Genomic DNA, 25,544 nt, shown 5'->3' on the forward strand with positions numbered 1-25,544 from the left:
GGCACAGCGGACTCTGACAAGCCGTCGGCCCGGCGCGCCTACGTGTTCACGGCCTAGATGTGCTGCGTCATGATCTGGCCGGGCCGCGCGTCCGGCCGCGGCTCGATGTCGACCGACCAGAGATCGTGGTCGTCGACGTCCTTCAGCGTCACCGTCATCACGCCGGTCCTGCCGTCGATGTCGACGCGGCCGAAGAATTGCAGGCCGAAGCAGGGCGCGAGATTGTCGCCCTGCTCGGCCGAGCAGCCCTTCTGGTACATCGCCTTCGGGCCGAAGGTGTTATCGAGCTCGCCGGGCGACCAGGTGCCGGCATGCAGCGGGCCGGAGACGAACTCCCAGAACGGCTCGAACTCCTGGAACACCGCGCGGTTCGGATCATAGTGATGCGCGGCGGTGTAGTGCATGTCGGCGGTGAGCCACACCGTGTTGCGGACGCCGGCGCGCTTCATGAACGACAGCAGATCGGCGATCTCGTGCTCGCGCCGCTCGGGCGGCCCGTCGCCGAGCGCGACCGCATCGAGGCTGATGAGCCCGATTGGCAGATCGGCTGCGATCACCTTCCAGGTCGCATCCGACGCCACCAGCTCGCGCTTCAGCCAGGCAAGCTGGCTCGCGCCGAGGATGAACGCCTGGTCCGGATCGCCCTGCTTGTTCCAGTCGGAATCGCGGTAGGAGCGCATGTCGATGATGAAGACATCGAGCAGCGGCCCGTAGGCGATCTTGCGATAGACCCGGCCGTCGCGCTCCGGCATCAGCCGCATCGGCATGAACTCGTGGAACGCGCGGCGCGCCCGCGCCACCAGGCGCGAGCTGCCGTCCGCGTCGTAGCCGGTCGAATCAGCGGTGCCGATCGGCGACCAGTCGTCGGCCACCTCATGGTCGTCCCATTGCGCAAAGACAGGCACTTCGGCATGGAAGGCGCGGAAATTCTCGTCGAGCCAGTTGTATTTGTAGTTGCCGCGAAACTGCTCAAGAGTCTGCGCAACAACCGATTTCTCCTCGGTGACGATGTTGCGCCAGACTTCCCCGTTGGGGAGCTTCTGCTGCGATGGCACCGTGCAATCCGCATAAATGTGATCGCCGGAATGGATGAAGAAATCCGGGCGCTCATTCAGCATGGTGCGGTAGCTGCGCAAGCCGCCGCGCGCGGGATCGATGCCCCAGCCTTGCCCGACGACGTCACCGGACCAGACGAAGGAGACCGAACGGCGGTCGAGCGGCGCGGTGCGGAAATGCCCGACCCGGCTCTCGCCTGATAGGCCCTCGCGGTCCTCGAAGCGCACGCGGTAGAACAGGTCCTGGCCCGGCGGCAGGCCATCGAGCAGCAGTTTGGCGGTGAAGTCGCGCTCCGGCAGGGCGTCGGCGGTTGCGGTGCGCAGGATGGTGGCGAAGCTCTCGACCGCATCACATTCGATGCGCATGCGCGCGGCGCGATCGGCGCGGGCCCAGATCACAGCGGAATCACTTGCGACGTCACCGGACTGGATGCCGGCGATCGAAGGCCGATCCGCCGCACGGCTCAGATAGGGTCTTGCCAGCGCGCCCAATCCCGCCAGCGCGGCGGTGGACGCCGAGCGCACCAGAAGCTGACGCCGGGTGAGGCCTCGCCGCCTCGCGGAGATCGCAGTCGGCATACGGTAACCTTCGTCGAATCCTGACGAGGGTTTTGCCTGCGCCGTTTGACTCCGGACTTACAGTTTCTTGACTCTCCGCCGACGGTTTTGCGACGGCGGGATGACTCTCGGGGGAGAGATGGCAACGGCGTCTCACCCGTCATCCTGAGGTGCGAGCGGAGCGAGCCTCGAAGGATGAATCGGCCGCAGACGGGCCGTGCATCCTTCGAGACGCGCGCAAGAGCGCGCTCCTCAGGATGACGGGGTTGGTATGCGAACGCGTGCGTAGGCCGGCGTGAGACACCGCCGCGGCCGCGCCTCACCGCTGCCAGTTGCAGATGCCGCCGGTGCGGCACGGCCAGGTCTGGATCCGGGTGTCGCGGGCTTCCGCATTGAGCGGGTTGGAATGCCGGCGCGCGAGCTTGGCGCGGGCGGGAACGTGCGCGAGCGCGCGCTTCCGCTCATGCGGCGCCGCCTCACGAGGCTCCGTCACCCTGGTCGTCCGCACGGGCTTCTGCCGCTCGACCTTCGGCTCCTCGACCTTCGGCTCGACGGCTGCATGCTGATCCGGACCATGATCGTTCTTGGCCTCGACTGGAACCGGCTCGAACTGCGCCGGCGGGCCAAGCGGCTTCGGCGACAGCACGGCTCGGGAGAGATCGAGGCTGAAGAACTCGCTCGGGCGGTAGTCGTCAGCAAACGCCACGCCACCCAGAGCCAGGCACGCGGTACAAACAGTTGCAACGAAAACGCTTTTCAGGACCGTCAAAAGGGCCTCCTGAAATCACTCGAACAGAACAGCCATCATGTAGGGACCCGGCCACGCGAATCCAGCCGCAGGTTGCGGGCAAGGTTACCGGTCAACGATGGCAGCAGGGGAAAAGTTCCCGCTGCCCACCGCCTGGCCTATTCCGCCGCCTGCGCCAGCGGCTGGCCGATCGCGCGCTCCAGCCGCGCGCATTCGGTGCGATAGCGGGCGACGTTGCCTTCCTTGATGTGGCCATAGCCGCGCACGAGGTCCGCAGCCTTCGCCAGCGCCACGAGGCGCGGCAGATCGAGCGGCTTCTTGCCGTCGAGATGACGCAGGATCATCGCGGAATAATCCACCGGCAATGCGCGCTCCATCTTGCGTTCGGCGGTGTAGCCGAAGATGTCGAACGCGGTGCCGCGCAGGCCCTTCAGCCCCGCCAGCAGGCCGAACGCCTTGAAGATCCACGGCCCGAACTCACGCTTCTGCAAACGCCCGGTGACGGGATCGCGCTGCGCCAGCAGCGGCGGCGCCAACAGGACCTTCAAGCCGGAATTGCCCTCGAACTGCTCCCTCAAGGCCTTGCTGAATTCGCCGTCGGAATAGAGCCGCGCGACCTCGTATTCGTCCTTGTAGGCCATCAGCTTGAACAGGCCTTTTGCAAAAGCCTCGGTCAGGTCCTGCGATCCCGGCGCTGCCGCGGCTTCGGCCGAGCGGACCCGCGCGACGTCGTCGAGATAGCGCCTGGCGTAGGCCGCATCCTGATAGTCTGTGAGGAATTTGGCACGGAACGCGATCGCCTCATCGAGCGTCTTCTTGGCCGGCGCGGCACCGGCGCTCTTGAACCGCGCAGCACTGACCACGCGCTGCAGATCGTGCGCGGCGAGCCGGCCCCACGAGAACGCGGTCTTGTTCAACTCGATGGCGGCGCCATTGAGCTCGATCGCCCTCAGGATCGCCTCGAGCGACAGCGGGATCGCGCCGCGCTGGAACGCGAAGCCCAGCATGAAGGCGTTGGTCGCGATGCTGTCGCCCATCAGCGCGGTGGCAAGCCCGGTGGCATCGAGGATGTCGAGATCACCCGGCGTTACCGCGCCGTTCAGCGCGTCGCGCATCGAGCTGGCTTCAAAGTCGATATCGGGATCGATCACGAAGCTCGCGGTCGGCAGCAAATCGGCGTTGACAACGGCACGGGTGACGCCGCGCTCGGCGCGGCTCAGCGCCGGCACGCTGGTGGCGACGACGAGGTCGCAGCCCAGGATCAGATTGGCATTGCCGGGCGCGATGCGGACCGTGGTCAGCATGTCGGACGCAGGCGCGAGCCGGACATGGCTCATGACCGCGCCGTTCTTCTGCGACAGGCCGGTGAAGTCGAGCGTCGAGCAGGCGAGCCCCTCGACATGCGCGGCCATGCCGAGCAGCGCGCCGATGGTGATCACGCCGGTGCCGCCGATGCCGGTGATCAGGATGTTGTAGGGAGCGCTCAGCGCGGCCGCGGGCGGCGTCGGCAGGTCGGCGAACAACGCCTTCGGATCGGCCGCGGTGCGATCGGCCTTGCGCAGCTTGGGATCCTGCACCATCACGAAGCTCGGGCAGAAGCCCTCGATGCAGGAGAAATCCTTGTTGCAGTTCGACTGGTCGATGCGGCGCTTGCGGCCGAGCTCGGTCTCCAGCGGCTGCACCGAGACGCAGTTCGACGCCACCGAGCAGTCGCCGCAGCCTTCGCAGACGCGCTCATTGATGAAGACGCGCTTGGCCGGATCGGGAAACAGCCCGCGCTTGCGGCGGCGGCGCTTCTCGGCGGCACAGGTCTGGTCGTAGATCAGGACGGTGAGGCCCTCGATCTCGCGCAAGGTGCGCTGCACGGCATCGAGCTCGCGGCGATGATGGATGGTGGCGCCGGACGGGAAATAATTGGCGGGATATTTGTCGGGATCGTCGGAGACGATCGCAAGCTTCTTGGTGCCCTCCGCCCAGACCTGATGCGCGATCTGCGCCACCGTGAAGCCGCCCTCGGCGGGCTGGCCGCCGGTCATCGCGACCGCGTCGTTGTAGAGGATCTTGTAGGTGATGTTGACGCCGGCCGCGGCGGCCGCGCGCAGCGCCAGCAGACCCGAATGCGTATAGGTGCCGTCGCCGAGGTTCTGGAACACGTGCTGTTCGCTGGTGAACGGCGCCTGCCCGATCCAGCTCACGCCCTCCGCGCCCATATGCGAGATGGTCTGGGTGTTGCGGTTCGGCACCGACAGCGCCATGCCGTGACAGCCGATGCCGGCCATGGCGCGGCTGCCTTCGGGAATCTTGGTCGACGAATTGTGCGGGCAGCCCGAGCAGAAATACGGCGTGCGCGACAGCTTCGCGGCGCCCGTGCCCTCGGCCGGGCGATCGAACGCCTCGAGTTTTGCGAGGCGCTGCTCCAGCAGCGGACTGCGATGGCCGAGCTTGCGCAGCCGCGCCACCACGGCGGCCGCAACCATGGTCGGCGTCAATTCGCCCTCGCTCGGCAGCAGCGGCGCGCCGCTCTCGTCGCGCTTGCCGACCACCGACGGACGCCTCGACGCGTCCATGTTGTAGAGGATGCGGACCAGCTGGTCCTCGATGAAGCCACGCTTCTCTTCGACAACCAGCACGTCCTGCAGGCCCTCGGCGAAGGCGCGCGCGCCATTGGCTTCAAGCGGCCAGGTCAGCGCCACCTTGTAGATGCGCAAGCCCAGCGCTTGCGCCTCGGCATCGGTGATGCCGAGATCGGCGAGCGCCTGGCGCAGGTCGAGATAGGCCTTGCCGGTCGCCATGATGCCGAGCCGCGCCGGCCTGGAATCCAGCACGATGCGATCGAACCGGTTGGCGCGGGCGAAGGCGGCGACCGCCTCCATCTTGGGCCCGTGCAGCCTGCGCTCGGCCTCCAGTGGCGGGTCCGGCCAGCGGATCGAGAGCCCGTCCGGCGGCATCTCGAAATCGTCGGGCATGATGATCTTGATGCGATCGGGATCGCTGACGATCGAGGCCGAGCTTTCCACCGTCTCGGAAATCGCCTTGAAGCCGACCCAGCAGCCGGAATAGCGCGACAGCGCGAAACCGAGGATGCCGAGGTCGAGATAGTCCTGCAGCGTCGCCGGATTGACCACCGGCATCAGCGCCGAGGCGAACACCTGCTCGCTCTGATGCGCCAGGGTCGAGGACTGGCAGCCATGGTCGTCGCCGGCCAGCGCGATCACGCCGCCATTCGGCGAGGTGCCGGCGGAATTGGCGTGCTTGAGCGCATCGAGCGAGCGGTCGACGCCGGGGCCCTTGCCGTACCAGATGCCGAATACGCCATCGACCTTGGCGCCGGGGAACATGCCGACCTGCTGGCTGCCCCATACCGCCGTCGCCGCCAGGTCCTCGTTGAGGCCGGGAACGAAGGCGATGTCATGCTCTTTGAGGAAGGATTTCGCCCGCCACAACGCGTGGTCGTACATGCCGAGCGGGGAGCCGCGGTATCCAGAGATGAAACCCGCGGTGTTCAGCCCGTGCGCGCGGTCGCGTTCGCGCTGCAACATGGGCAATCGGACCAGAGCCTGGGTACCGGAGAGGAAGATTCGCTTTGTGTCCAACCGGTACTTGTCGTCCAGTCCAACGTCCATCAACGCCATCAGTCTCACGCTCCCCGTAGATCCGTCGCGCCGGTCCGAACCGGTCTCATTGTCGTGCGCATGATCATGCATCAGCATGCACTGATTTTGTTATGCATCAACAGCCCCGTTTCCATGGCCGCAGCACATATCTCGATGTTGCGCTTGCGAGGCCTTGCTGCTCTGCGAGGCCTTGTTGCTCTGCGAGGCCTTGCCGAACCCCGGCATCTTTGAAACGGTGGCGCGCAAAGGGAGACCAAGGATGATTAAAGTCGAATCCGCATTCACGACGGAAATCGTGGAGAATGGCGATCTGCTGGTGGGTCCCTGGCGCAGCCCGAAGCAGATGCTGCAGGCCCAGACCTACGACTCCCACGCTTCGATCCACGACGATGCAACCGCGCAGAAGCTCGGCTTCCGCGGCGGCACCATCGAGGGGCCGACCCATTTCAGCCAATTCGCGCCGCTCGGCGAACGGATCTGGGGCCGCGCCTGGTTCGAGACCGGCTGCCTGTCCGCGCATTACCGCAACCCGGTATTCGAAGGCGAGGAAGTACGGGCCCGGATCGAGAAGCCGAAGCCGGGCCAGACCGTGTGCACCATCGGGATGATCAAGCGCGACGGCACCGAGATCCTGCGTGGCACCGCCTCGATCGACGGTGACGGCACCGAGACGGCGCTCAGCCGCAGGCTCGGCGAATTGAAGCCGCTGACCGATCCCGTGATCCTCGCCGACATCAAGGTCGGCATGAAGACGCCCCGGCAGGCGATCAAGATGGATTTCGACCAGAACATGGGCGACCTCTATCCGTTCTCGCTCGCCGACAAGCTCAAGGTGATCACCGAGCCCTCGGATGGCTACTACGCGCAGGAGCACAATCCGTGGGGCCGCGCCGTCATCCCGATGGAGATGCTGAGCGTGCTGTTCCAGTACCGCGCCCGCGAGGACCGGCTGCCGGTCCGCGGCCCCGCCGTGGGACTGTTCGCCGATCAGGAAATCCGGCTGCTGCGCGGGCCGCTCTTCCCCGGCGAGACCTATTGGGTCGAGCGCGAGGTCGTCGCCCTCTCCGGCAGCAAGCGCACCGAGAGCATGTGGGTGCGCTCGACCGTGTTCGATGCCGACAACGCCGTGGTCGCGACCATGCTGCTCAACGGCGCCAGCATGAAGGACTCCTACGCCAACTACGCCAGCGAGCACAAAGCGCTCTACGGCTGAAGCGCTAGAGCATGATCCGGAAAAGTGCGAAGCGGCTTTCCCTCGCGACAAACGCGCAGCGTGTGCGCGGAGATCATGCTCAAACGATGAACTAAAGCGCGATGACGATTTCTCATCCCGCTTTAGCCGCTCCGTTCCGCAAGCCGCCGAACCAAGGACAACAACAATGGCCCGCCTGCCCTATCTGGAAGCCGATCAGGTCGCCCCCGAATATCGCGACATGCTCAAGCGCAACACCAATCTGCACAAGCTCCTGGTCAACTCGCCGGACATGGCGCGCGCCTTCAACGGCATCGGCGGCTACATCCGCTTCAAGAGCAAGCTCGACCCGCGGATGCGCGAGCTTGCGATCCTACAGGTCGGCTGGCTCGAGAAGTCGGAATACGAGTTCACCCACCATGTGAAGATCGGCAAGGAGTTCGGCGTCACCGATGAGGACATAAAGGGTCTGATTGCAGAGACCGACGGCAAGCCGTCGCAGCTCGAACCCTTGGCGAAAGCGATCCTCAAGGGCGCCCGCGAGATGGTGCGCGAACTCGCGATGTCGGACGCGACCTTCGCCGAGATCAAGCAACATCTCTCCGACGAGCACATGACCGACCTCGTGCTGACGATCGCATTCTACTGCGCCGTGGTGCGCGTGCTCGCCACCATGCAGATCGACAACGAGCCCAGCTACAAAGAGGTACTGCAGCAGTACCCGATCCCGGGAGTGAAGTGACATGCGCCTGCAAGATCGCGTTGCCATCGTCGTCGGCGCCGGCCAGAGCCCCGGCGAGGGCATCGGCAACGGCCGCGCCACTGCGCTGACCTTCGCCCGCGAAGGCGCCAAGGTGCTGTGTGTCGATCACAATCTGGATTCGGCGCAGGAAACCGTCGACCTGATCGCAGCCAAGGGCGGAACTGCGACCGCCTTCAAGGCCGACGTTACGAAGAACGCCGACATCAAGGCGATGGTGGCGGATGCGCATGGCCGCTGGGGCAGCGTCGATATCCTGCACAACAATGTCGGCGTCAGCCTCTCCGGCGGCGATGCCGAGCTGCTCGATATCACCGAGGAGGCGTTCGACCGCTGCGTGGCGATCAACCTGAAGAGCTGCATCCTCGCCGCCAAGCATGTGATCCCGATCATGCGCCAGCAGCAGCGCGGCTCGATCATCAACATCTCGTCGATGGCCGCGATCACAACCTACCCCTACGTCGCCTACAAGGCGACCAAGTCGGCGATGATCGCCTTCACCGAACAGCTCGCCTACCAGAATGCCCAATATGGCATTCGCGCAAACGTGATCCTGCCGGGGTTGATGAACACGCCGATGGCAGTGGACACGCGGGCGCGCGAATTCAAGAAAAGCCGCGCCGAGGTCGAGGCCGAGCGTGACAGCAAGGTGCCGCTGCGTCACAAGATGGGCACCGGCTGGGATGTCGCCAATGCGGCGCTGTTTCTCGCCTCCGATGAGGCGAATTTCGTGACCGGTGTCACGTTGCCGGTCGACGGCGGAGCAAGCGTGCGGCGTGGTTAACCAGCCGCTTTTAACCCGGTTAATGCTGGCGATTAACCCGGTTAATCCCGGCGATTAACCTATGTGACCGCGCGCGGTTAATCTCTGTGACGCAATCACGCGCTATTGCACCGCAACGATTCGAAAAATTGAAGTATTCCAATGACACGGCGATGTGACGGCGCGTCCACATAAATCGAAATCCTGACTCGTTGTGGTCGCACGAAATTCATCTGCGCTCTGTATCTCGCACGCCAAGAACTTCTGGAGTGCCTGGACCAATGAGCGAAGAATTCGAACTCAGACCCGATCAGTGGGATGCGCTGAAAGCGTTGCGGGCTCCCGCAGCAAACCCGTCACGGCTGAACCGGTTTGCCGTCGAAAGCCTGATCACGCTCGGTTATGTCGCAGTACGAGGCGACGCGTTTGAGCTGACGCCCGCGGGCCGCAAGGTGCTGGTCCGCGGTTCATCACTTCTGCTGCTCGATATCGCAGCCTGATTCCCTTCAAACTGACACGAACGAGAGCTGCAGTTTTGATTCGATCAAAACCGTAGCTCTCGTTTCTCGTTTTGACGCGTTTTCTTCACGCGAACCGGTGTCCACTTCGCTCGAAAACGCTCTGCCACGCGCGGCATCATGCCGCGTGTGCTTTTCCAGGGATGGTCGCCTCGCCGTGCTGCGTCAACGGCTTCATCCCGGTGAGCGTGCGCAGCAGCACATAGAACACCGGCGTCAGGAACAGGCCGAACACCGTGACGCCGATCATGCCGGAGAAGACCGCGACACCCATCGCGCGCCGCATCTCCGAGCCGGCACCGGTCGACAGCACCAGCGGCAGCACGCCCATGATGAACGCCATCGACGTCATCAGGATCGGCCGCAGCCGCAGCCGGCTCGCCTCGATCGCAGCGCGGATCGGTGAACGCCCGGCGAATTCGAGCTCGCGCGCGAACTCGACGATCAGGATGGCGTTCTTGGCCGACAAGCCCACCAGCACGATCAGGCCGATCTGGGTGAACACGTTGTTGTCACCCTTCGACAGCCAGACGCCGAACATCGCGGCCAGGAGCCCCATCGGCACGATCATGATGATCGAGAGCGGCAGCGCCAGGCTCTCATAGAGCGCGGCGAGCACCAGGAACACCAGCAGGATCGCCAGCGGAAACACCCAGATTCCGGAATTTCCCGCGATGAACTCCTGATAGGTCAGGTCGGTCCATTCGAAAGCGAAACCGGGCGGCAGCGTTTCGGCCGCGATCCGCGTCGCCGCCTCCTGCGCCTGGCCGGATGAATAACCCGGTGCCGCAGCGGCGTTGATATCGGACGACAGAAAGCCGTTGTAGCGGATCGCACGCTCCGGCCCCGCGCTCTGGCGGACCTTCAGCAAGGCCGACAACGGCACCATGTCGCCCGACGACGAGCGCACCTTCAACTGCCTGATGTCGTCGGCACGCGCGCGGAACGGCGCGTCGGCCTGCACATAGACCGAATAGGTGCGGCCGAATTTGTTGAAGTCGTTGACGTAGTAGGAGCCGAGATAGATCTGCAGCGTGTTGAAGACCTCCGTCACGGGCACGCCGAGCTGCAACGCCTTGGTGCGATCGATGTCGGCGAACAGCTGCGGCACGTTGACCTGGAAGCTGGAGAACACGCCGGCGATCTCCGGTGCCTTCTGCATCGCCGCCATGAACGCCTTGGTGGCGTCGTTCAGCGCCTCATAGCCGAGGCCGGCGCGGTCTTCGATCTGCAGCTTGAAGCCGCCGATGGTGCCGAGGCCGTTGACCGGCGGCGGCGGGAACATGGCGATGAAGGCATCCTGGATGCCGGCATATTTCTTGTTCAGCGCCGCCGCGATCGCCGGACCGCTCAGCGAGGGATCCTTGCGCTCGTCGAACGGCTTCAAGGTCGAGAACACGATGCCGGCATTCGAGGAGTTGGTGAAGCCGGAGATCGACAGGCCTGGGAACGCCACCGAGCTTTCGACACCCGGCTGGGTCAGCGCGATGTCGCTCATCTTGCGGATCACTTCCTCGGTGCGGTCGAGCGTGGCACCGTCAGGCAGACGGGCAAAGCCGACCAGGTACTGCTTGTCTTGGCCCGGCACGAAGCCCGACGGCACCTGCTTGAACAGCACGCCGGTGAGGCCGATCAGCAGCACATAGAGGCCGATCACCACGGCCTTGCCATAGATCACCTTGGTGACGGTACGACCGTAGTTCGCGGACGACTTGGTGAAGACCTTGTTGAAGCCGCGGAAGAACCAGCCCAGCGACTTTTCCATGACCCGGGTCAGCCAGTCCTTCGGCTCGTGATGCCCCTTCAGGAGCAGCGCCGACAGCGCCGGCGACAGCGTCAGCGAGTTGATCGCCGAGATCACGGTCGAGATCGCAATCGTCAGCGCGAACTGCTTGTAGAACTGGCCGGTGAGGCCGGAGATGAAGGCGAGCGGCACGAACACCGCGATCAAGACCAGCGCAATCGCGATGATCGGGCCGGACACCTCGCGCATCGCCTGGTTGGTGGCATCGCGCGGCGACAGGCCGGATTCGATGTTGCGTTCGACGTTCTCGACCACGACGATGGCATCATCGACCACGATGCCGATCGCGAGCACCAGGCCGAACAGGCTGAGCGCGTTGATCGAGAAGCCGAACACATGCATCACCGCGAAGGTGCCGACGATCGACACCGGGACCGCGATCAGCGGAATGATCGAGGCGCGCCAGGTCTGCAGGAACAGGATCACGACCAGCACGACGAGCGCGATCGCCTCGAGCAGCGTGTGGATGACGGCCTCGATCGAGGAGCGCACAAACTGCGTCGGATCGTAGACGATCTGGTACGACACGCCTTCCGGCATGTTCTTCTTGATCTCGGCCATGGTGGCGCGGACGTGGTCGGAGATCTCCAGCGCGTTCGATCCGGGCGCCTGGAAGATCGGGATCGCGACCGCCTGCTTGTTGTCGAGCAGCGAGCGCAGGCCGTATTCGGAGGCGCCGAGCTCGATCCGGGCGACGTCGCGCAGCCGCACCACCTCGCCGGCCGAACCGGTCTTAACCACGATGTCGCCGAACTGCTCCTCGGTCGACAGCCGTCCCTCGGCGTTGACGGAGAGCTGCAGGTCGATGCCCTTGACGCTGGGCGAGGAGCCGACCACGCCGGCGGCAGCCTCGACGTTCTGCGCCTGGATCGCGCGCACCACGTCACTCGCGGTCAGCGAATGCTCGGCGGCCTTCTGCGGATCGACCCAGACCCGCATCGAATAGTCGCCGGCGCCATAGAGCTGGACGTCGCCGACGCCGTCGATCCGCGCCAGCCGGTCCTTGACGTTGAGCACTGCGTAATTGCGCAGATACGTCATGTCATAACGGTTGTTGGGCGACAGCAGATGCACGACCATGGTGAGGTCGGGCGAGCTCTTCTTGGTGATGATGCCGAGCTGGCGCACCACGGCCGGCAGGCGCGGTTCGGCCTGCTGCACGCGGTTCTGCACCAATTGCGTCGCCTTGTCGGGGTCGGTGCCGAGCCGGAACGTCACCGTCAGCGTCATCGCGCCGTCGGTGGTCGCCTGGCTCGACATATAGAGCATGCCCTCGACACCGTTGATCTGCTCCTCGATCGGGGTTGCCACCGTCTCGGCGATCACCTTCGGATTGGCGCCGGGATAGGTCGCGCGCACCACGACCGACGGCGGCACCACGTCGGGATATTCCGAGATCGGCATCGCCACCAGCGAGATCAGGCCCGCGAGGAAGATCAGGATCGACAGCACGCCGGCGAAGATCGGCCGGTCGATGAAGAATTTTGAGAGATTCATGGCTCCGCCCCCGCGTGCAGCGCCTAGCGCCGCACGACGTACTGGTTGGTTTCAGTGGATGCCTGCTGCATGCCGCGCGCGCCCATCTCGGCGACTTCCATCTTCAGGAGGGCGCCGGGACGCACGCGCTGCAGGCCGTTGACGACGATGCGGTCGCCGGATTTCAGGCCGGCGGTGACGATCCGCAGGCCATCGACCGCGCCGCCGAGCGTGACGGAGCGATAGACGGCGCGGCTATCGTCGCCGACCAGCATGACGAACTTCTTGTCCTGGTCGGTGCCGACGGCGCGCTCGTCGATCAGCACCAGCGTCTGCTGCTTGGGCTGGCCCATGCGCACGCGGGCGAACTGTCCGGGGATCAGGCGGCCGTCGTCGTTCTGGAACACGGCGCGGACGCGGATCGTGCCGCTCTGCCCGTTGACCTGGTTGTCGATCAGCTGGATATGCCCCTTGGCGCTGAGGCCGCCCGACGTCACCATGTCGACCGGGATCTGATCTAGATTGCCGCGCTTGCCGGAGGCATCCGCGATCGAATTCAGCGCGCGCAGCACGACTTCCTCATCGGCATCGAAGCTCGCATAGATCGGATTGACCGAGACCAGCGAGGTCAGGACCGGCGAAGATGTGCCCGCGGCGACGAGGTTGCCGACCGTCACTTCGATCCGGCCGACCCGGCCGTCGACCGGCGCGCGGACCTCGGTATAGTCGAGATTGAGCTTTGCGGTCTGCAGCGCGGCTTCGGCGGCCTTGACGTTGGCGATCGCCTCGCGATTGGCGTTGTCACGTTGGTCGAAGTCGCGCTTGGTCACGATGTTGTTGCCGACCAGCTGTGCGCCGCGCTCGACCTCGCTCGTGGTGAACACGACGCGGGCCTTGGCCGCCTCGAGCTGGGCCTGGGCGCGGTCGACCTCGGCCGCGTAAGGCGCGGGGTCGATCTTGAACAGGATGTCGCCGGACTTCACGAGCGCGCCCTCGGTGAAGTTGGTCGAAAGGATCGCGCCGGCCACCCGCGGCCGCAGCTGGACGCGGTCGACGGCCTCGAGGCGGCCCGAGAAGTCATCGAAAAGCGTGGTCGGTCGCGGCTGGATCACGGCGACCGTGACCGGCACCGCGGGCTCGGGCGCGGCGGCGGTCGCGGTCGCCTGCGCAGCATGGAAATGATGGCCGGTCGCGATCGAACCGGCGACGGCCAGGGCGCCAAGGATCACGACACCGCCGACGACGCGTCGGAACCGGCCGGAACGGGGATTTTGGGTTGACGAGGGCATTCACGCGCTCCAGATATCTGTAGTGTTTACTACAAATGTGGAGCTGGACGCCGGTTCGCAAGATACTTATGTATCAAGCACTACGAATTAATTATCTCATTCATGGGGAAATGGGAAGTCGCGGAAAAACATCACGTGCAACAAGAGGATAAGCCAGGGACAATCCGTCACAGAAACGGCACCCGGCTTACGGAGTAACGAGAAATGGGAATGGGACGCCCCCGCGCCTTTGACGCGGACGCCGCTTTGGACCGGGCCATGGACGTGTTCTGGCGCCACGGATACGAGGGCGCGACGATCGCGCAGCTCACCGAGGCGATGAGCATCAATCCCCCGAGCCTCTACGCCGCCTTCGGCAGCAAGGAAGGCCTGCTGAAGGCTGCGCTCGACCGCTATACCGAAAAGCGCGACGCCTGGATGGACAAGGTGCTCAACGCCGCGACCGCGCACGAGGTGGCCGAACGATTTCTGATGGAGCACGCGGACGCCCAGACCGACCCCGCCAACCCGCCCGGCTGTCTGCTGGTCCAGGGCGGCCTTGCCTGCGGCACCGGCTCGGCAAATGTTCCGTTCGAACTGGCGGCGCGCCGCACCCGCACCGAGGACCAGTTGCGCGAACGGTTTCTCCGCGCCAAGGCCGAACATGACCTCGGCGAGAGCGTCGATCCGGCCACGCTTGCGCGCTACCTCTCTGCGGTGACATCGGGCATGTGCGTGATGGCCTCATCGGGTGCGAACCGCGAGACGCTGCGCGAGATCGCGGCGGTGTCGCTGAAGGCGTTCGAGGAGCAGACGAAGGGCTGATTCACCTCGCCCCGCTTGCGGGGAGAGGTCGAATTCGAGCGAAGCTCGAATTCGGGTGACGGGGACTCACCGCATATATCATGCTCGCCATCATCGCGGCACGCCCCCTCACCCCAACCCTCTCCCCGCGAAGAGCGGGGCGAGGGAGAAGAGACATCACCACATCGTCTGCCGCGCGCGCTCCGGCCATTCCCGATCGTACTTCTCGCCGCCGACCGTGTGCTCGCTCATCTCGGCGAGGATCTGGCCCGGCGTCGGCAGGGTTGCCGGATCGATTCGCTTGTCCGGATTCCAGAGGTCGGAGCGCACGATCGCACGGGCGCACTGGAAGTAGATCTCCTCCACGTTCATCACGATGACCGTGCGCGGCGCCTTGCCTTCCATCTTGAAGGAAGCCAGCAGCTCCGGCTCGGCCGTGACATAGGCGCGACCATTGACGCGCAGCGTGCTGCCCGAGCCCGGGATCAGGAACAGCAGCCCGACGCGGGGATCGCGCACGATGTTGCGCAGCGAATCGCAGCGATTGTTGCCGCGGCGATCCGGCATCATCAGCGTCTTCGCATCATGGATGCGGACGAAGCCCGGCAGGTCGCCGCGCGGAGAGCAATCGAGCCCCTCGGGGCCCGAGGTCGCGAGCGACACGAACGGCGATTTCTCGATGAGCACACGATAGAGCGGCGTCACGTGATCGGCGACCTTCACGGTCGACGCGTCGTTCGGAAAACCGTAGATCGCCTCAAGCTGCTCGATCGTAGAGATCACCGACATCAGTGCTGTTCTCCTTTGTGGCTCGTCCTGTTTGTGGCTCGTCGTGACTACTCGTTCCAGCGCTCGCCCTTGATGATGCGGACAAGCTGTCGCGCGTGATATTCGGCGGTGCCGGAATTGACGATGGTGAAATCGGGCGTCGAGGTGCTTTCGTCGACAGTGCGGGCCAGCCGCTGCGCGAGCAGGCCGTCGCTGCTGCGTGCCCGCATCGAGAGCCGGGCGGCCAGCACGTCCGGCGGCGCCGTGACCAGCACGACAATGGCACTGGCGTAGTTGCGGCGCGCCGCCGCGATCACCGTGCGCGAGACGTTCGCGATCACGGTACGTCCGGCGCGGATATCGTCGTTGATGGCCCGCGACAGCGCATAGCGATGGCCGTGCGCTTCCCAATGCATGGCGTAGTCGCCGCCGGCGGCCGCACGCTGGAAGGCTTCCGCGCTGATCTCCTCATTGTCTTCCGACGCAGAGGCCTGGCGGGTGATCAAGCGGCGGGGAAACACGATCTCGCGATCATCGGCGCAGGCCGCTTTCGCGAGCCCAAGCAGCGTATCCTTGCCGGCGCCGCTCGGGCCGACCACCAGGATCAACCGGCCCGGCCCGATCGCAGCGCGCTGCTCGGCGATCACGGATGCATTGGTCACGCGACCCTCCCCCCTTCGCGCCAGACGCTGCGCACCACAGGCAGGTCGCGCGCGACGTGCACGCGGATCAGGTCGGCGCGCCGGCCGACGGCGATCTCGCCGCGATCGGAGAGGCCAACCGCTTCGGCCGGCGTCTTGGTCACGGTGCGGACGGCGGAGGCGAGATCGATCGCCGGCACATGCCGCGGCAGCTGCAGCGCCGCCATCAAAAGGCTCGACGGGATGTAGTCCGACGACAGGATATCGAGCATGCCCTCATTGGCGAGATCGACCGCTGCGATGTTGCCGGAATGCGAGCCACCGCGCACCACGTTCGGCGCGCCCATCAGGATGTCGATGCCGGCGGCGTGCAAGCCCCGCGCGGCCTCCATCGTGGTCGGGAATTCCGCGACCGCGACCTTGTCGTTGACGGCGTCGACCACGTTCTCGTCCGTGGTGTCGTCGTGGCTCGCCAGCGGGATCTTGTACTCATGCGCCAGCGCGACGATCGCGCGGGTGTTCGCGACAGCATATTCCTTCTGATAGGCGAAGCGCCGCGCGAACAGCACGTCGAGCTGGGCGTCGGTCATGCCGCCGCCCTTGCCGCGGTAGTAGTCGCGCAACTTCACCTCATCGCGGAACTGGCGCTGGCCCGGCGTATGGTCCATCAGCGACATCAGCCGCACGTCCGGCCGGTCGATCAGCTCCTTGGCCTCGGCGACGACGTCAGGCATCGGCACCTCGCAGCGCAGATGCAGGAAGTGATCTGCGCGCAGCAGGTCCTCCTCGCGCGCGGCTGTGATCGCCGCCGCCAGCACGCCGGCGCGGCCGTCGACGTCCTCGGCGCCGTCCTCGCGCCAGACGCGCAGCGAATCCAGCACCGTGGTGATGCCTGAGGTCGCCAGCTGCCCGTCATAGGAGATCACAGCGGCGACCGGGTTCCAGAACACCTTCGGCCGCGGCACGTAGTGCATCTCGAGATGGTCGGTGTGCAGCTCGATCAGCCCGGGCATCAGGAGATCGCCGCCGGTGTCCTCGGCCGCCCCCGGTGCCCTGCCCTCGCCGAACTCCGCGATCTTGCCGTCAACGATAGCCACCCAGCCCTGCTCGATCACGCGATCGGCGAGGACCAGCCGGGCGTGCCGATGATGGTGTCTTGCTTGGCGGTCATTTCATACGGTCCTTCAGGCAGCGGCGGCGAACGAGGTCACATCGACGATGCGATCGGCTATCAGATGACGGATTTCGTCGTCATGGACAATCGCGACCATCGCGACGCCCTTGGTCTTTTTCTCCGCAATCAGCTCAACCACCACTGCGCGATTCGCCGCATCAAGCGAAGCGGTCGGTTCGTCCAGCAGCAGGATCGGCAGGTCCGAGATGAAGCCGCGCGCGATGTTGACGCGCTGCTGCTCGCCGCCGGAGAAGGTCGAGGGCGGCAGGGTCCACAGCCGCTCCGGAATGTTGAGACGGCGCAGCAGTTTGCCGGCACGCTCGCGGGCTTCCTCGCGCGCCACGCCGTTGACGATCAACGGCTCGGCGACGACGTCGATGGTCGCCACCCGCGGCACCGCGCGCAGGAACTGGCTGACATAGCCGATCGTCGAGCGGCGGATGCTCAGCACCTGGCGCGGCTCGGCGGTGGCAAGGTCCACGACCTTGCCGTGGTGGCGGATGCCGATCCGGCCGCTGTCGCAGCGGTAATTGCCGAAGATCATCTTCAGGATCGAGGATTTGCCGGCGCCCGACGGGCCCGACAGCACCACGCACTCGCCGGGATCGGCGTGGAACGAGACGCCGCGCACCACGGGCAGCTCGACGCCGCCCTGCAGATGCATGGTGAAGGTCTTCTCGGCGTTGGCAAGTTCGATCATCGCGGTCATTGGCAAGCTCATGGCGGCAGAATCGAGGAAACGAGCAGCTGGGTATAGGGCTCGCGGGGATCGTCGAGCACCTGGTCGGTGAGACCGGTCTCGATGACGCGGCCGCCCTTCATCACCATCACGCGATGCGACAGCAGGCGCGCGACCGCGAGATCATGGGTCACGACGATGGCGGCAAGGCCAAGCTCGCTGACCAGATTGCGCATCAGGTCGAGCAGGCGCGCCTGCACCGAGACGTCGAGGCCGCCGGTCGGCTCATCCATGAACACCAGCCGCGGCTCGGTGACAAGGTTGCGCGCGATCTGCAGCCGCTGCCGCATGCCGCCGGAATAGGTCTTCGGCGCATCGTCGATGCGGCCGACATCGATTTCGACCCGATCGAGCCAGGTCGACGCGGTGTCTCTGATACGACCGTAGTGATTCCAGCCGACCGCCATCAGCCGCTCGCCGACATTGGCGCCGGCCGAGACGCCCATGCGCAGTCCCTGCGCCGGATCCTGATGCACAAAGCCCCAGTCGGTGCGGAACAGAAAGCGCCGCTCCGCTTCGCCGAGCTCGGCGAGATCGCGCAGCACGCCGTCGCGCATCCGGTACGACACCCGCCCCGCGCTCGGCGCGAGCTGTGCCGACAGCAGCTGCAACAGCGTCGATTTGCCCGAGCCGGATTCGCCGACGATCGCCAGCACCTCGCCGGGATAGAGCGCGAACGAGACGTCACGGCAGGCCGGCAGCCGGCCGTAATTCTTGGCAAGCCCCTCGGCTACCAGCAGCGGCTGATCGTTGTCGAGGCTCGAGAGCTCAGACATGCGCCTTCTCCTTGTGCGGCGCCGCGCTCTCGGTGCCGTGATGGCCGGCGGCCTGGCGCTGCTCGCAGAAGTCGGTATCGGAGCAGACGAACATCCGCCCGCCCTTGTCGTCGGTGACGATCTCGTCGAGATAGGAATTGTCGGCCCCGCACAGCGCGCAGGGCGCGTTGAAGCGATAGCGCGTGAACGGATGGTCCTCGAAATCCAGCGACACCACCGTGGTGTAGGGCGGGATCGCGTAGATGCGCTTCTCGCGGCCGGCACCGAACAGCTGCAGCGCCGCGCAATTGTCCAACTTCGGATTGTCGAATTTCGGCGTCGGCGACGGGTCCATCACGTAGCGCGCATTCACCTTCACCGGATAGGCGTAGGCGGTCGCGATGTGGCCGAAGCGCGCGATGTCCTCGTAGAGCTTGACATGCATCAGCCCGTATTCGGCGAGCGCATGCATACGCCGCGTCTCGGTCTCGCGCGGCTCGAGGAAGCGCAGCGGCTCGGGGATCGGCACCTGATAGACCAGCACCTGCCCCGCGTGCAGCGACGCCTCGGGAATCCGGTGCCGGGTCTGGATCACGGTCGCGTCCGTGGTCGAGGTCGTGGTCGCGACTCCCGCGGTCTTGCCGAAGAATTTCCGGATCGAGATCGCGTTGGTGGTGTCGTCCGAGCCCTGGTCGATCACCTTCAGCACGTCGTCGGGGCCGAGGATCGCCGCCGTCACCTGCACGCCGCCGGTGCCCCAGCCATAGGGCATCGGCATCTCGCGGCTCGCGAACGGCACCTGATATCCGGGAATCGCGATCGCCTTCAGGATCGCGCGGCGGATCATCCGCTTGGTCTGCTCGTCGAGATAGGCGAAATTGTATGTCGGCGCGTTCATTCCGCGGCCTCCTGCAGTTCGACCGCCTGATTGGCCTCGGTGAATTCCTGCCGCAGCTTGCGCAGCAAGCCGAGTTCGGACTGGAAGTCGACGTAATGCGGCAGCTTGAGATGCTCGACGAAGCCGGTCGACTGGACATTGTCGGAGTGCGACATCACGAACTCCTCGTCCTGCGCCGGCGCCCCCGCCTCTTCGCCGAGCTCGCGCGCGCGCAGCGCGCGGTCGACCAGCGCCATCGACATGGTCTTGCGCTCGCTCTGGCCGAAGGCGAGGCCATAGCCGCGGGTGAAGCACGGCGCCTCGGTCGTCGAGCCCTTGAACTGGTTGACCATCTGGCATTCGGTCAGTTCGACGGAACCGAGCGGCACCGCGAAGCCGACATCCTCCGCGAAGAATTCGACCTCGACCTCGCCGAAGCGGATCTCGCCGGCGAACGGATGGTTGCGGCCATAACCGCGCTGCGTCGAATAGCCGAGCGCGAGCAGAAAACCCTCGTCGCCGCGCGCCAGATTCTGCAGCCGCAGGTCGCGATCCGCCGGGAAGCTCAGCGGCTCGCGCGTGAGGTCGCCGACCGGCGCGTCGCCATCTGCCTGCGGCGACGTCTCGATCAGGCCGTCGCGGCCGAGAATGTCGGTGACCCGCGGCGTTCCCGCCTGCGACGCCTCCGCGGTCGCCGGCTGCTCTGGCACGAAGCCTTCCGCGAGCTGCGGGTCGAGCAGGCGGTGGGTATAGTCGAAGGTCGGCCCCAGGATCTGGCCGCCCGGAACGTCCTTGAAGGTCGAGGAGATGCGCCGCCGCACCAACATCTCGCCGGTGTTGACCGGCTCGGTTGCGCCGAACCGCGGCAGCGTGGCGCGGAAGGCGCGAACCAGGAAGATCGCCTCGATCATGTCGCCGCGCGCCTGCTTGATCGCGAGCGCTGCAAGCTCGCGGTCGTACAGCGAACCTTCGGTCATCACGCGGTCGACGCCAAGCGCGAGCTGTTCGGAGATCTGCGCCAACGTCACCTCGGGGACATCGCGATCGCCGCGCCGCTCATGCGCCAGCAGCCGATGAGCGTTCTCGATGGCACGCTCGCCTCCCTTGACGGCTACATACATCGCTCACACTCCGCTTGCGATCAGCCGCGTGGTGCGCGGGATCGCGACAATATGGTCGTCATGGACCAGTACGACATCGATGCCGCGCGGGAACAGGACTTCGTTGATCGACAGCCGCTGGAACAAATCGCGCGGCTTGATCATCGCCTGCAGCAGCGCGCTGCCGTCGATGCCGGGCCCCTTCAGCTCGAAAGTCGGCCCCTGTGTCAGGCTGTCGACCTGCAGGATCAGCGTGGTCGAGCGATCAGGATATTCGCTGCTGCCGAACGCGAAGCGCTCCAGCGCCGGCAGGTTCGCGGCATCGCCGATCAGCGCGAAGCTCGCGATCGAGGAATCCCCGACCACCGGCGCGCTGGCGTGAAATTTCAGCCAGCGGGCGACATCCGGCGTCGCCGACATCGCGGCGTCGAGCCAGATCGGCGTGTCGTGATCGAACAGCGTCAGCGCGATCGCGGCCGCGCCGCGCATCATGCCGGCGGGCGTTCCGACATCAGCGGCGACGCGCTGCACGCTGCCCGGGCGCGCCATCGCATCCATCACGGAACGGAACGTTGATTGCGCCGACAGCACCTTGTCGGCAAAGCCTGCGGGCATTTCGGCAATCGTCGTCATTGCATCATCCCTCACCGCGCACCATCGTGTAGAAATCAACCCGCGTCGCCGCGGTCTCGGCGGCCTTGCGGCTGCGCTCGGCATTCACAGCGGCGCGCAGCGGCGCGATCACCTTGGCCTCCACCTCGCCGCACAATTCCGCCGACTGTACCATGGCGTCGCACAGCGCGATCATCTGCGCTTTCTGCGCATCGCGGCCGAGCGTGTAGCCGAAGCCGACCTCGCCGCTCGCAAGCCGCACCGCCGCGCGCGACACCGTCGCTTCGCCGAGATTGAACGGCGCACCGTCGCCGCCGACCCGCCCGCGCATCATCACGAGGCCGTTCTCCGGCTCGCGCAGATTCTCATGCTTCGGGATGGCGATCGCCGCCAGCCTGCCTGCGATGTCGGCTGCGGCGGAGTGCGCCAGCACGGTCATCGCGGCCTTGCGCTGGGCCTGCTTGCTGTCTGGTCCGGTCGAACTCATGGTCGGATTCATGCGCAACCTTTTGGGCAACCTTGCTTGCATCAAGTTGTCTATGATAATAGACAACTTGATAGCCGAGCGCCATGACTGTTTCGTGACAAACCGAAGATTTCTGGTATCACCGCGCGATGAGCATGCAGGAAAGTTCCGGCGTCGCCTTGTGGCGGCAGGTCGCCGACGGCATCGAGCGCGGCATCGCTGACGGCCGCTTTGCCGCCGGCGAAAAGCTGCCCGGCGAGATGGAGATCGCCGAGACCTACCGGGTCAACCGCCACACCGTGCGGCGCGCGCTCGCCGCACTCGCAGAGCGCGGCCTGGTGCGCGCCGAGCGCGGCAGCGGCACCTATGTCGAAGCCCAGCGCCTCGCTTATCCCTTGCGCTCACGCACGCGATTTTCCGAGATCGTCGGCGCCGGCGGCCACGAGCCGCGCGGCCAGCTGATCGATGCCGGCAGCGATGTCGCCAACCGCGAGATCGCGCGCGAGCTCGGCCTGAAGATCGGCGCGCCGCTGATCCGGATCGAAGCGGTGCGGCTGGCCGACCGGACGCCGATCTGCGTCTCCACCACCTGGCTGTCGGCCGAGCGGTTTCCCGATGCCGGCAGCGTGTTCGCCGACGTTCGCTCGATGACGAAGCTGCTCGGGCATTACGGCGTGAAGGATTACCACCGCGCCTCAACCCGGATCACCGCGGCGATCGTCGATGCGACCGATGCCGCACGGCTCGATCTGCCGCTGGGACGGCCGGTGCTGGTGGTCGACGCCACCGACGTCGACATGCTGGATCAGCCGCTGGTGACCAAGCGCTCGCGCTTCGCCGCCGAACGCGTGGAATTCCTGGTCGAGAACGGCTGACGGTCCCCTCTGCGATCCGAACTGGAAGATTAAGCAGTCGTCGCCCGCCCGCGGCATCACCCGCGCGCCGACTAAGAAGATCCGAGCACCGAACCCAACGCGATAACGATGGCCAAGGCGATGATCGGCCCAACGATATTGGCCATCACCATGTCGAAGTAGCTCTTGCGATGGGTCGAGCCGCAGACCGCGAGCAGCGTCACGACGGCGCCGTTGTGCGGCAGGCTGTCCAGGGTGCCGGAGCCGATCACGGCAACCCGGTGCATGAGCCCCGGGTCGATATGGGCAGTCTGCGCAATTTGCAGGTATGTGTCGCCAAGGGCATCGAGCGCAATGGTCAATCCGCCGGAAGCGGAGCCGGTCAAAGCGGCAAGGATGTTTGTCGCGATGGCGAGAGAAACGAGTGGGCCGCCCGAGATCGACAGCATCCAGTCGCGCACCAACGCAAAGCCCGGCAGTGCAGCGACGACGGCTCCAAAGCCGACCAGGCTTGCGACGCTGAAGATGGGGAGCACCGAGGCGTTGGCGCCGGCATCCATGCTCGCCCTCAAGTCCGTCAGACGGGGTCGATTGAGCGCGATGAGCGTTGCCGTGGCGGCGGCGAGAGCAACTGCGACCGACCACACCCCGGCAACGCCGGCAAGGGATGTCACGCCCCAGCGCTCCTGCGCGAGGAACGAAAAATCGAGGCGCGGCGGGATCAGGAGCGACATCAGCAGGTTCACGCCCACGACCACGAGGAGCGGGACGATCGCCGTGCCGATCGGTGGCGGCGCATCGCCGCGCTTGCCATGCGCTATTTCGGCCGGATCGAACTCGTGGGACGATGTAGCGCGCTCGCGGATGAATTGATCGTCAGCGACCGCTCCGCTGACGAGCCCTTCGTCTCCGCCATAGCCTTCACCGGTCTTGCGCGCCGATTCCTCGGCGCGGCTGAGCCACCAGAGCCCGAATGCGAGCATGATCGCAGCAGCGACGATTCCCAATCCGGGCGCCGCAAACGGCGTGGTTCCGAAGTACGGCATCGGAATCGTATTTTGAATCGCGGGCGTTCCGGGCAGTGCCGACATCGTGAATGTGGAGGTGCCCAAAGCGATGGTGGCCGGCATGAGCCGATGCGGGATGTTCGCGACACGAAACATTTCCCGTGCCATCGGCGCCAAACGAAAAAAGCGACGAAAAGACTTACCCCGCCGTAGGTGACGATCGCGCCGGCAAGCACCACGGCAAGGATTGCGCGACGCGCTCCGAGCTTGGTGCTCATGAAGTGGGCGATGGCGTAGACCGATCCGCTGTCGTCCATGAGCTTGCCGAACAGCGCACCGAGCAGAAATATTGGGAAGAATTGCGCAATGAACTGCGCAGCGCCGCCCATGAAGGTCTGCGTCCAATGGGCAAGCAAGGGCTCTCCGGCGAAAGCCGCAGCGACGATCGCGGCAGCCGGCGCCAGGAGGAGCACGCTCCATCCGCGGAACGAGAGCCAGATAAGCAGGCCAAGGGCAACCAGGATTCCGACGAGGCCCATGGCGTCAAACCTGCTGCAAGAGCAAATCCAAATCCATCGAGGAGCGCCAGCCGATGTTCTGGTCGTTCGCGGCGAGGAATGCCTCCGCGGCACGGCGGCCCTCGTCCCGCAGCATGCAGAGAAAATCCCACTCGGCATTCAGCTTTGACGACACGCCGAGCTCGGCCAGCACCTTGCTCGCGATCAGGTGAATGCGCATCTCAGCCCATTTGCGTCCCTCGGAGCTGCCGGCGTCCGCGACCCGCCGCAGCAGCGCGATCATACGCAACTCCTTGAGCAGCGTGGCGTTAAATGCAACCCCGTTCAACCGATCGAGAATCTCGCCGCGGAGCGCGGTGTCCCGGGTCGCTCGACCGGGTTGACCGCGACGAGAAGCGTGTCATGCGAGTTGCACTCGCGTACGAGCGGCGTGATCGTCGGGTTCCCGGAGTAGCCGCCATCCCAATAGGGCTCGACATCGATCTCTATCGCGCGGAACAGAGTCGGCAAGCAGGCGGAAGCGAGCAGAACGTCTGGTGTAAGCTCGGCGTTGCGAAACACACGCCCGCGGCCGGTATGAACGTTGGTCGCCGTCACGAACAACCGGATCGGGGAGTTCGCGATCTGTCTAAAATCGACCGACTCGGCGAGGACCTGGTGCAAAGGGTTTGTACCGGCAAGATTCAGGTCGTAGGGCGAAAACACGCGGCTCGCCAGATCGAAGGCGAGATAGAAGGGCGACGTATCAAGGGTCCAGCGACCGAGGGTGACGTCCAGCGGGCTTCGCCGCATGGGACTGAACCGCGCTGAGTCAGCGACCCGCCGCCAGAAGGCCTCCAATGCAGACTTGGCACCGGCCGGGCCATTGGTCATAAAACCGCCCGCCAGCACGACGGCGTTCATCGCGCCGGCCGACGTGCCTGATATCGCCTCGATACGCAGCCACGGCTCGTCCATGAGCCGATCGAGCACCCCCCAAGTAAAAGCGCCGTGCGATCCACCACCCTGCAGCGCGAGATCGACCAGAACGGCATCGCGCGCTTGGCCAGCGCGTGTTTGCGGCTCCTTCAAGGACATCGCGGACTCCGACTGGCGCGCGGCCACGTCGCCGCCGACGAACGACAGACAAGGAAGCCGTCAGCTCCTGCCAGGGAGCGGTTGCGGGAGTGGCCGCGGACGCTCGATTCCTGGCCGACCCGGTCTCGGAGGCCGAGTGACCGGGCGGTGGCCCGGCCGTCGCCATCCGTGCCATCCCGCCGGACCACCCCAGCCCATGCCGCGCCTTGAACCAAAGCCACACCGATACCAGCCGCCACCGCGCCATCCCCTGCTGTACCAACAGTAGCGCTGGCCCCTCCAGGTGAATTGGACGGTTTCCGCGAGACGAAGCTCGTCGGCGGCCTGACGCAGGCCCAGCGGCGCAATAAGGCCGGCTTGTGAACGACCGCTGGTCGCCGTAATCGCCACCGAAGC

At 65.5% G+C, this 25,544-nt stretch carries 19 protein-coding genes and 3 pseudogenes; 6 read left to right on the forward strand and 16 right to left on the reverse strand.

Features of this window, described 5'->3' with window-relative positions; all coding sequences use genetic code 11:
- Positions 1-53 precede the first annotated feature (53 nt).
- From AKN84_RS24150 to AKN84_RS24160, 3 genes are all read right to left on the reverse strand, one after another.
- Positions 54-1,634, reverse strand: coding sequence for an alkaline phosphatase D family protein (locus AKN84_RS24150; protein ID WP_050423092.1), 1,581 nt, complete (start codon positions 1,632-1,634; stop codon positions 54-56).
- 298 nt (positions 1,635-1,932) lie between these two features.
- On the reverse strand, positions 1,933-2,319 hold the full coding sequence (locus AKN84_RS24155; RefSeq protein ID WP_050423093.1) for a hypothetical protein: 387 nt from the start codon (positions 2,317-2,319) through the stop codon (positions 1,933-1,935).
- A 200-nt stretch (positions 2,320-2,519) separates the two neighbouring features.
- Positions 2,520-5,993 carry an indolepyruvate ferredoxin oxidoreductase family protein gene (locus AKN84_RS24160; RefSeq protein WP_050423130.1) on the reverse strand — a complete coding sequence of 1,158 codons (3,474 nt, stop codon included), beginning with the start codon at positions 5,991-5,993 and terminating at the stop codon, positions 2,520-2,522.
- Between the two features lie 241 nt (positions 5,994-6,234).
- Here AKN84_RS24160 and AKN84_RS24165 point away from each other — a divergent pair, with 241 nt between their 5' ends.
- The 4 genes from AKN84_RS24165 (at position 6,235) to AKN84_RS24180 (ending at position 9,190) form a co-directional block, all read left to right on the forward strand.
- Positions 6,235-7,188, forward strand: coding sequence for a hotdog family protein (locus AKN84_RS24165; protein ID WP_050423094.1), 954 nt, complete (start codon positions 6,235-6,237; stop codon positions 7,186-7,188).
- A 166-nt stretch (positions 7,189-7,354) separates the two neighbouring features.
- Positions 7,355-7,909 (forward strand): carboxymuconolactone decarboxylase family protein, encoded by a 555-nt coding sequence (locus tag AKN84_RS24170; protein ID WP_050423095.1) that lies wholly within the window; start codon positions 7,355-7,357, stop codon positions 7,907-7,909.
- Position 7,910: 1 nt separating this feature from the next.
- Positions 7,911-8,711: an SDR family NAD(P)-dependent oxidoreductase gene (locus AKN84_RS24175; RefSeq protein WP_050423096.1), complete on the forward strand. Its 801-nt coding sequence runs from the start codon at positions 7,911-7,913 to the stop codon at positions 8,709-8,711.
- A 260-nt stretch (positions 8,712-8,971) separates the two neighbouring features.
- Positions 8,972-9,190 carry a hypothetical protein gene (locus AKN84_RS24180; protein ID WP_050423097.1) on the forward strand — a complete coding sequence of 73 codons (219 nt, stop codon included), beginning with the start codon at positions 8,972-8,974 and terminating at the stop codon, positions 9,188-9,190.
- A 136-nt stretch (positions 9,191-9,326) separates the two neighbouring features.
- On the opposite strand, the gene AKN84_RS24185 is transcribed toward AKN84_RS24180, so the two are convergent.
- Positions 9,327-12,509: an efflux RND transporter permease subunit gene (locus tag AKN84_RS24185; protein ID WP_050423098.1), complete on the reverse strand. Its 3,183-nt coding sequence runs from the start codon at positions 12,507-12,509 to the stop codon at positions 9,327-9,329.
- Positions 12,510-12,532: 23 nt separating this feature from the next.
- Positions 12,533-13,777, reverse strand: a complete 1,245-nt coding sequence (locus AKN84_RS24190; protein ID WP_050423099.1) for an efflux RND transporter periplasmic adaptor subunit — start codon at positions 13,775-13,777, stop codon at positions 12,533-12,535.
- 204 nt (positions 13,778-13,981) lie between these two features.
- On the opposite strand from AKN84_RS24190, the gene AKN84_RS24195 reads away from it, so the two are divergent.
- Positions 13,982-14,581: a TetR/AcrR family transcriptional regulator gene (locus AKN84_RS24195; protein WP_050423100.1), complete on the forward strand. Its 600-nt coding sequence runs from the start codon at positions 13,982-13,984 to the stop codon at positions 14,579-14,581.
- Between the two features lie 156 nt (positions 14,582-14,737).
- Here AKN84_RS24195 and AKN84_RS24200 read toward each other — a convergent pair whose 3' ends face one another.
- The 9 genes and pseudogenes from AKN84_RS24200 to phnG all read right to left on the reverse strand — a co-directional run bounded on the left by AKN84_RS24200 (position 14,738) and on the right by phnG (position 21,713).
- Positions 14,738-15,349 (reverse strand): pyridoxamine 5'-phosphate oxidase family protein, encoded by a 612-nt coding sequence (locus tag AKN84_RS24200; RefSeq protein ID WP_050423101.1) that lies wholly within the window; start codon positions 15,347-15,349, stop codon positions 14,738-14,740.
- 47 nt (positions 15,350-15,396) lie between these two features.
- A complete protein-coding gene (gene phnN / locus AKN84_RS24205) occupies positions 15,397-15,990 on the reverse strand; it encodes a phosphonate metabolism protein/1,5-bisphosphokinase (PRPP-forming) PhnN (protein WP_050423102.1) in 594 nt (197 codons plus the stop codon).
- Positions 15,987-17,140 (reverse strand): annotated as a pseudogene (locus AKN84_RS24210) (alpha-D-ribose 1-methylphosphonate 5-triphosphate diphosphatase). The gene phnN and the pseudogene AKN84_RS24210 overlap by 4 nt, the downstream one beginning before the upstream one ends.
- Before the next feature lie 13 nt (positions 17,141-17,153).
- Positions 17,154-17,852: a phosphonate C-P lyase system protein PhnL gene (gene phnL / locus AKN84_RS24215; RefSeq protein ID WP_050423103.1), complete on the reverse strand. Its 699-nt coding sequence runs from the start codon at positions 17,850-17,852 to the stop codon at positions 17,154-17,156.
- Positions 17,853-17,860: 8 nt separating this feature from the next.
- Positions 17,861-18,658: a phosphonate C-P lyase system protein PhnK gene (gene phnK, locus AKN84_RS24220; protein WP_050423104.1), complete on the reverse strand. Its 798-nt coding sequence runs from the start codon at positions 18,656-18,658 to the stop codon at positions 17,861-17,863.
- Positions 18,651-19,535: an alpha-D-ribose 1-methylphosphonate 5-phosphate C-P-lyase PhnJ gene (locus tag AKN84_RS24225; RefSeq protein ID WP_050423105.1), complete on the reverse strand. Its 885-nt coding sequence runs from the start codon at positions 19,533-19,535 to the stop codon at positions 18,651-18,653. Before AKN84_RS24225 ends, phnK begins: the two co-directional genes overlap by 8 nt.
- The gene (locus AKN84_RS24230; protein WP_050423106.1) at positions 19,532-20,635 is read right to left on the reverse strand and encodes a carbon-phosphorus lyase complex subunit; all 1,104 of its coding nucleotides are present in this window, start codon (positions 20,633-20,635) and stop codon (positions 19,532-19,534) included. Before AKN84_RS24230 ends, AKN84_RS24225 begins: the two co-directional genes overlap by 4 nt.
- 3 nt (positions 20,636-20,638) lie before the next feature.
- Positions 20,639-21,247, reverse strand: a complete 609-nt coding sequence (phnH, locus tag AKN84_RS24235) for a phosphonate C-P lyase system protein PhnH (protein ID WP_050423107.1) — start codon at positions 21,245-21,247, stop codon at positions 20,639-20,641.
- A gap of 4 nt (positions 21,248-21,251) precedes the next feature.
- On the reverse strand, positions 21,252-21,713 hold the full coding sequence (gene phnG, locus AKN84_RS24240) for a phosphonate C-P lyase system protein PhnG (protein ID WP_128971114.1): 462 nt from the start codon (positions 21,711-21,713) through the stop codon (positions 21,252-21,254).
- 128 nt (positions 21,714-21,841) lie between these two features.
- Here phnG and phnF point away from each other — a divergent pair, with 128 nt between their 5' ends.
- Positions 21,842-22,567, forward strand: a complete 726-nt coding sequence (phnF, locus tag AKN84_RS24245) for a phosphonate metabolism transcriptional regulator PhnF (RefSeq protein WP_050423108.1) — start codon at positions 21,842-21,844, stop codon at positions 22,565-22,567.
- A 71-nt stretch (positions 22,568-22,638) separates the two neighbouring features.
- On the opposite strand, the pseudogene AKN84_RS24250 reads toward phnF, so the two are convergent.
- Positions 22,639-24,092 (reverse strand): annotated as a pseudogene (locus AKN84_RS24250) (GntP family permease).
- Between the two features lie 4 nt (positions 24,093-24,096).
- Positions 24,097-25,148: pseudogene (locus AKN84_RS24255) on the reverse strand (patatin-like phospholipase family protein).
- Positions 25,149-25,544 lie beyond the last annotated feature (396 nt).

The sequence above is a fragment of the Bradyrhizobium tropiciagri genome (assembly GCF_001189845.1).
In the GTDB taxonomy this organism is placed as follows: domain Bacteria; phylum Pseudomonadota; class Alphaproteobacteria; order Rhizobiales; family Xanthobacteraceae; genus Bradyrhizobium; species Bradyrhizobium tropiciagri.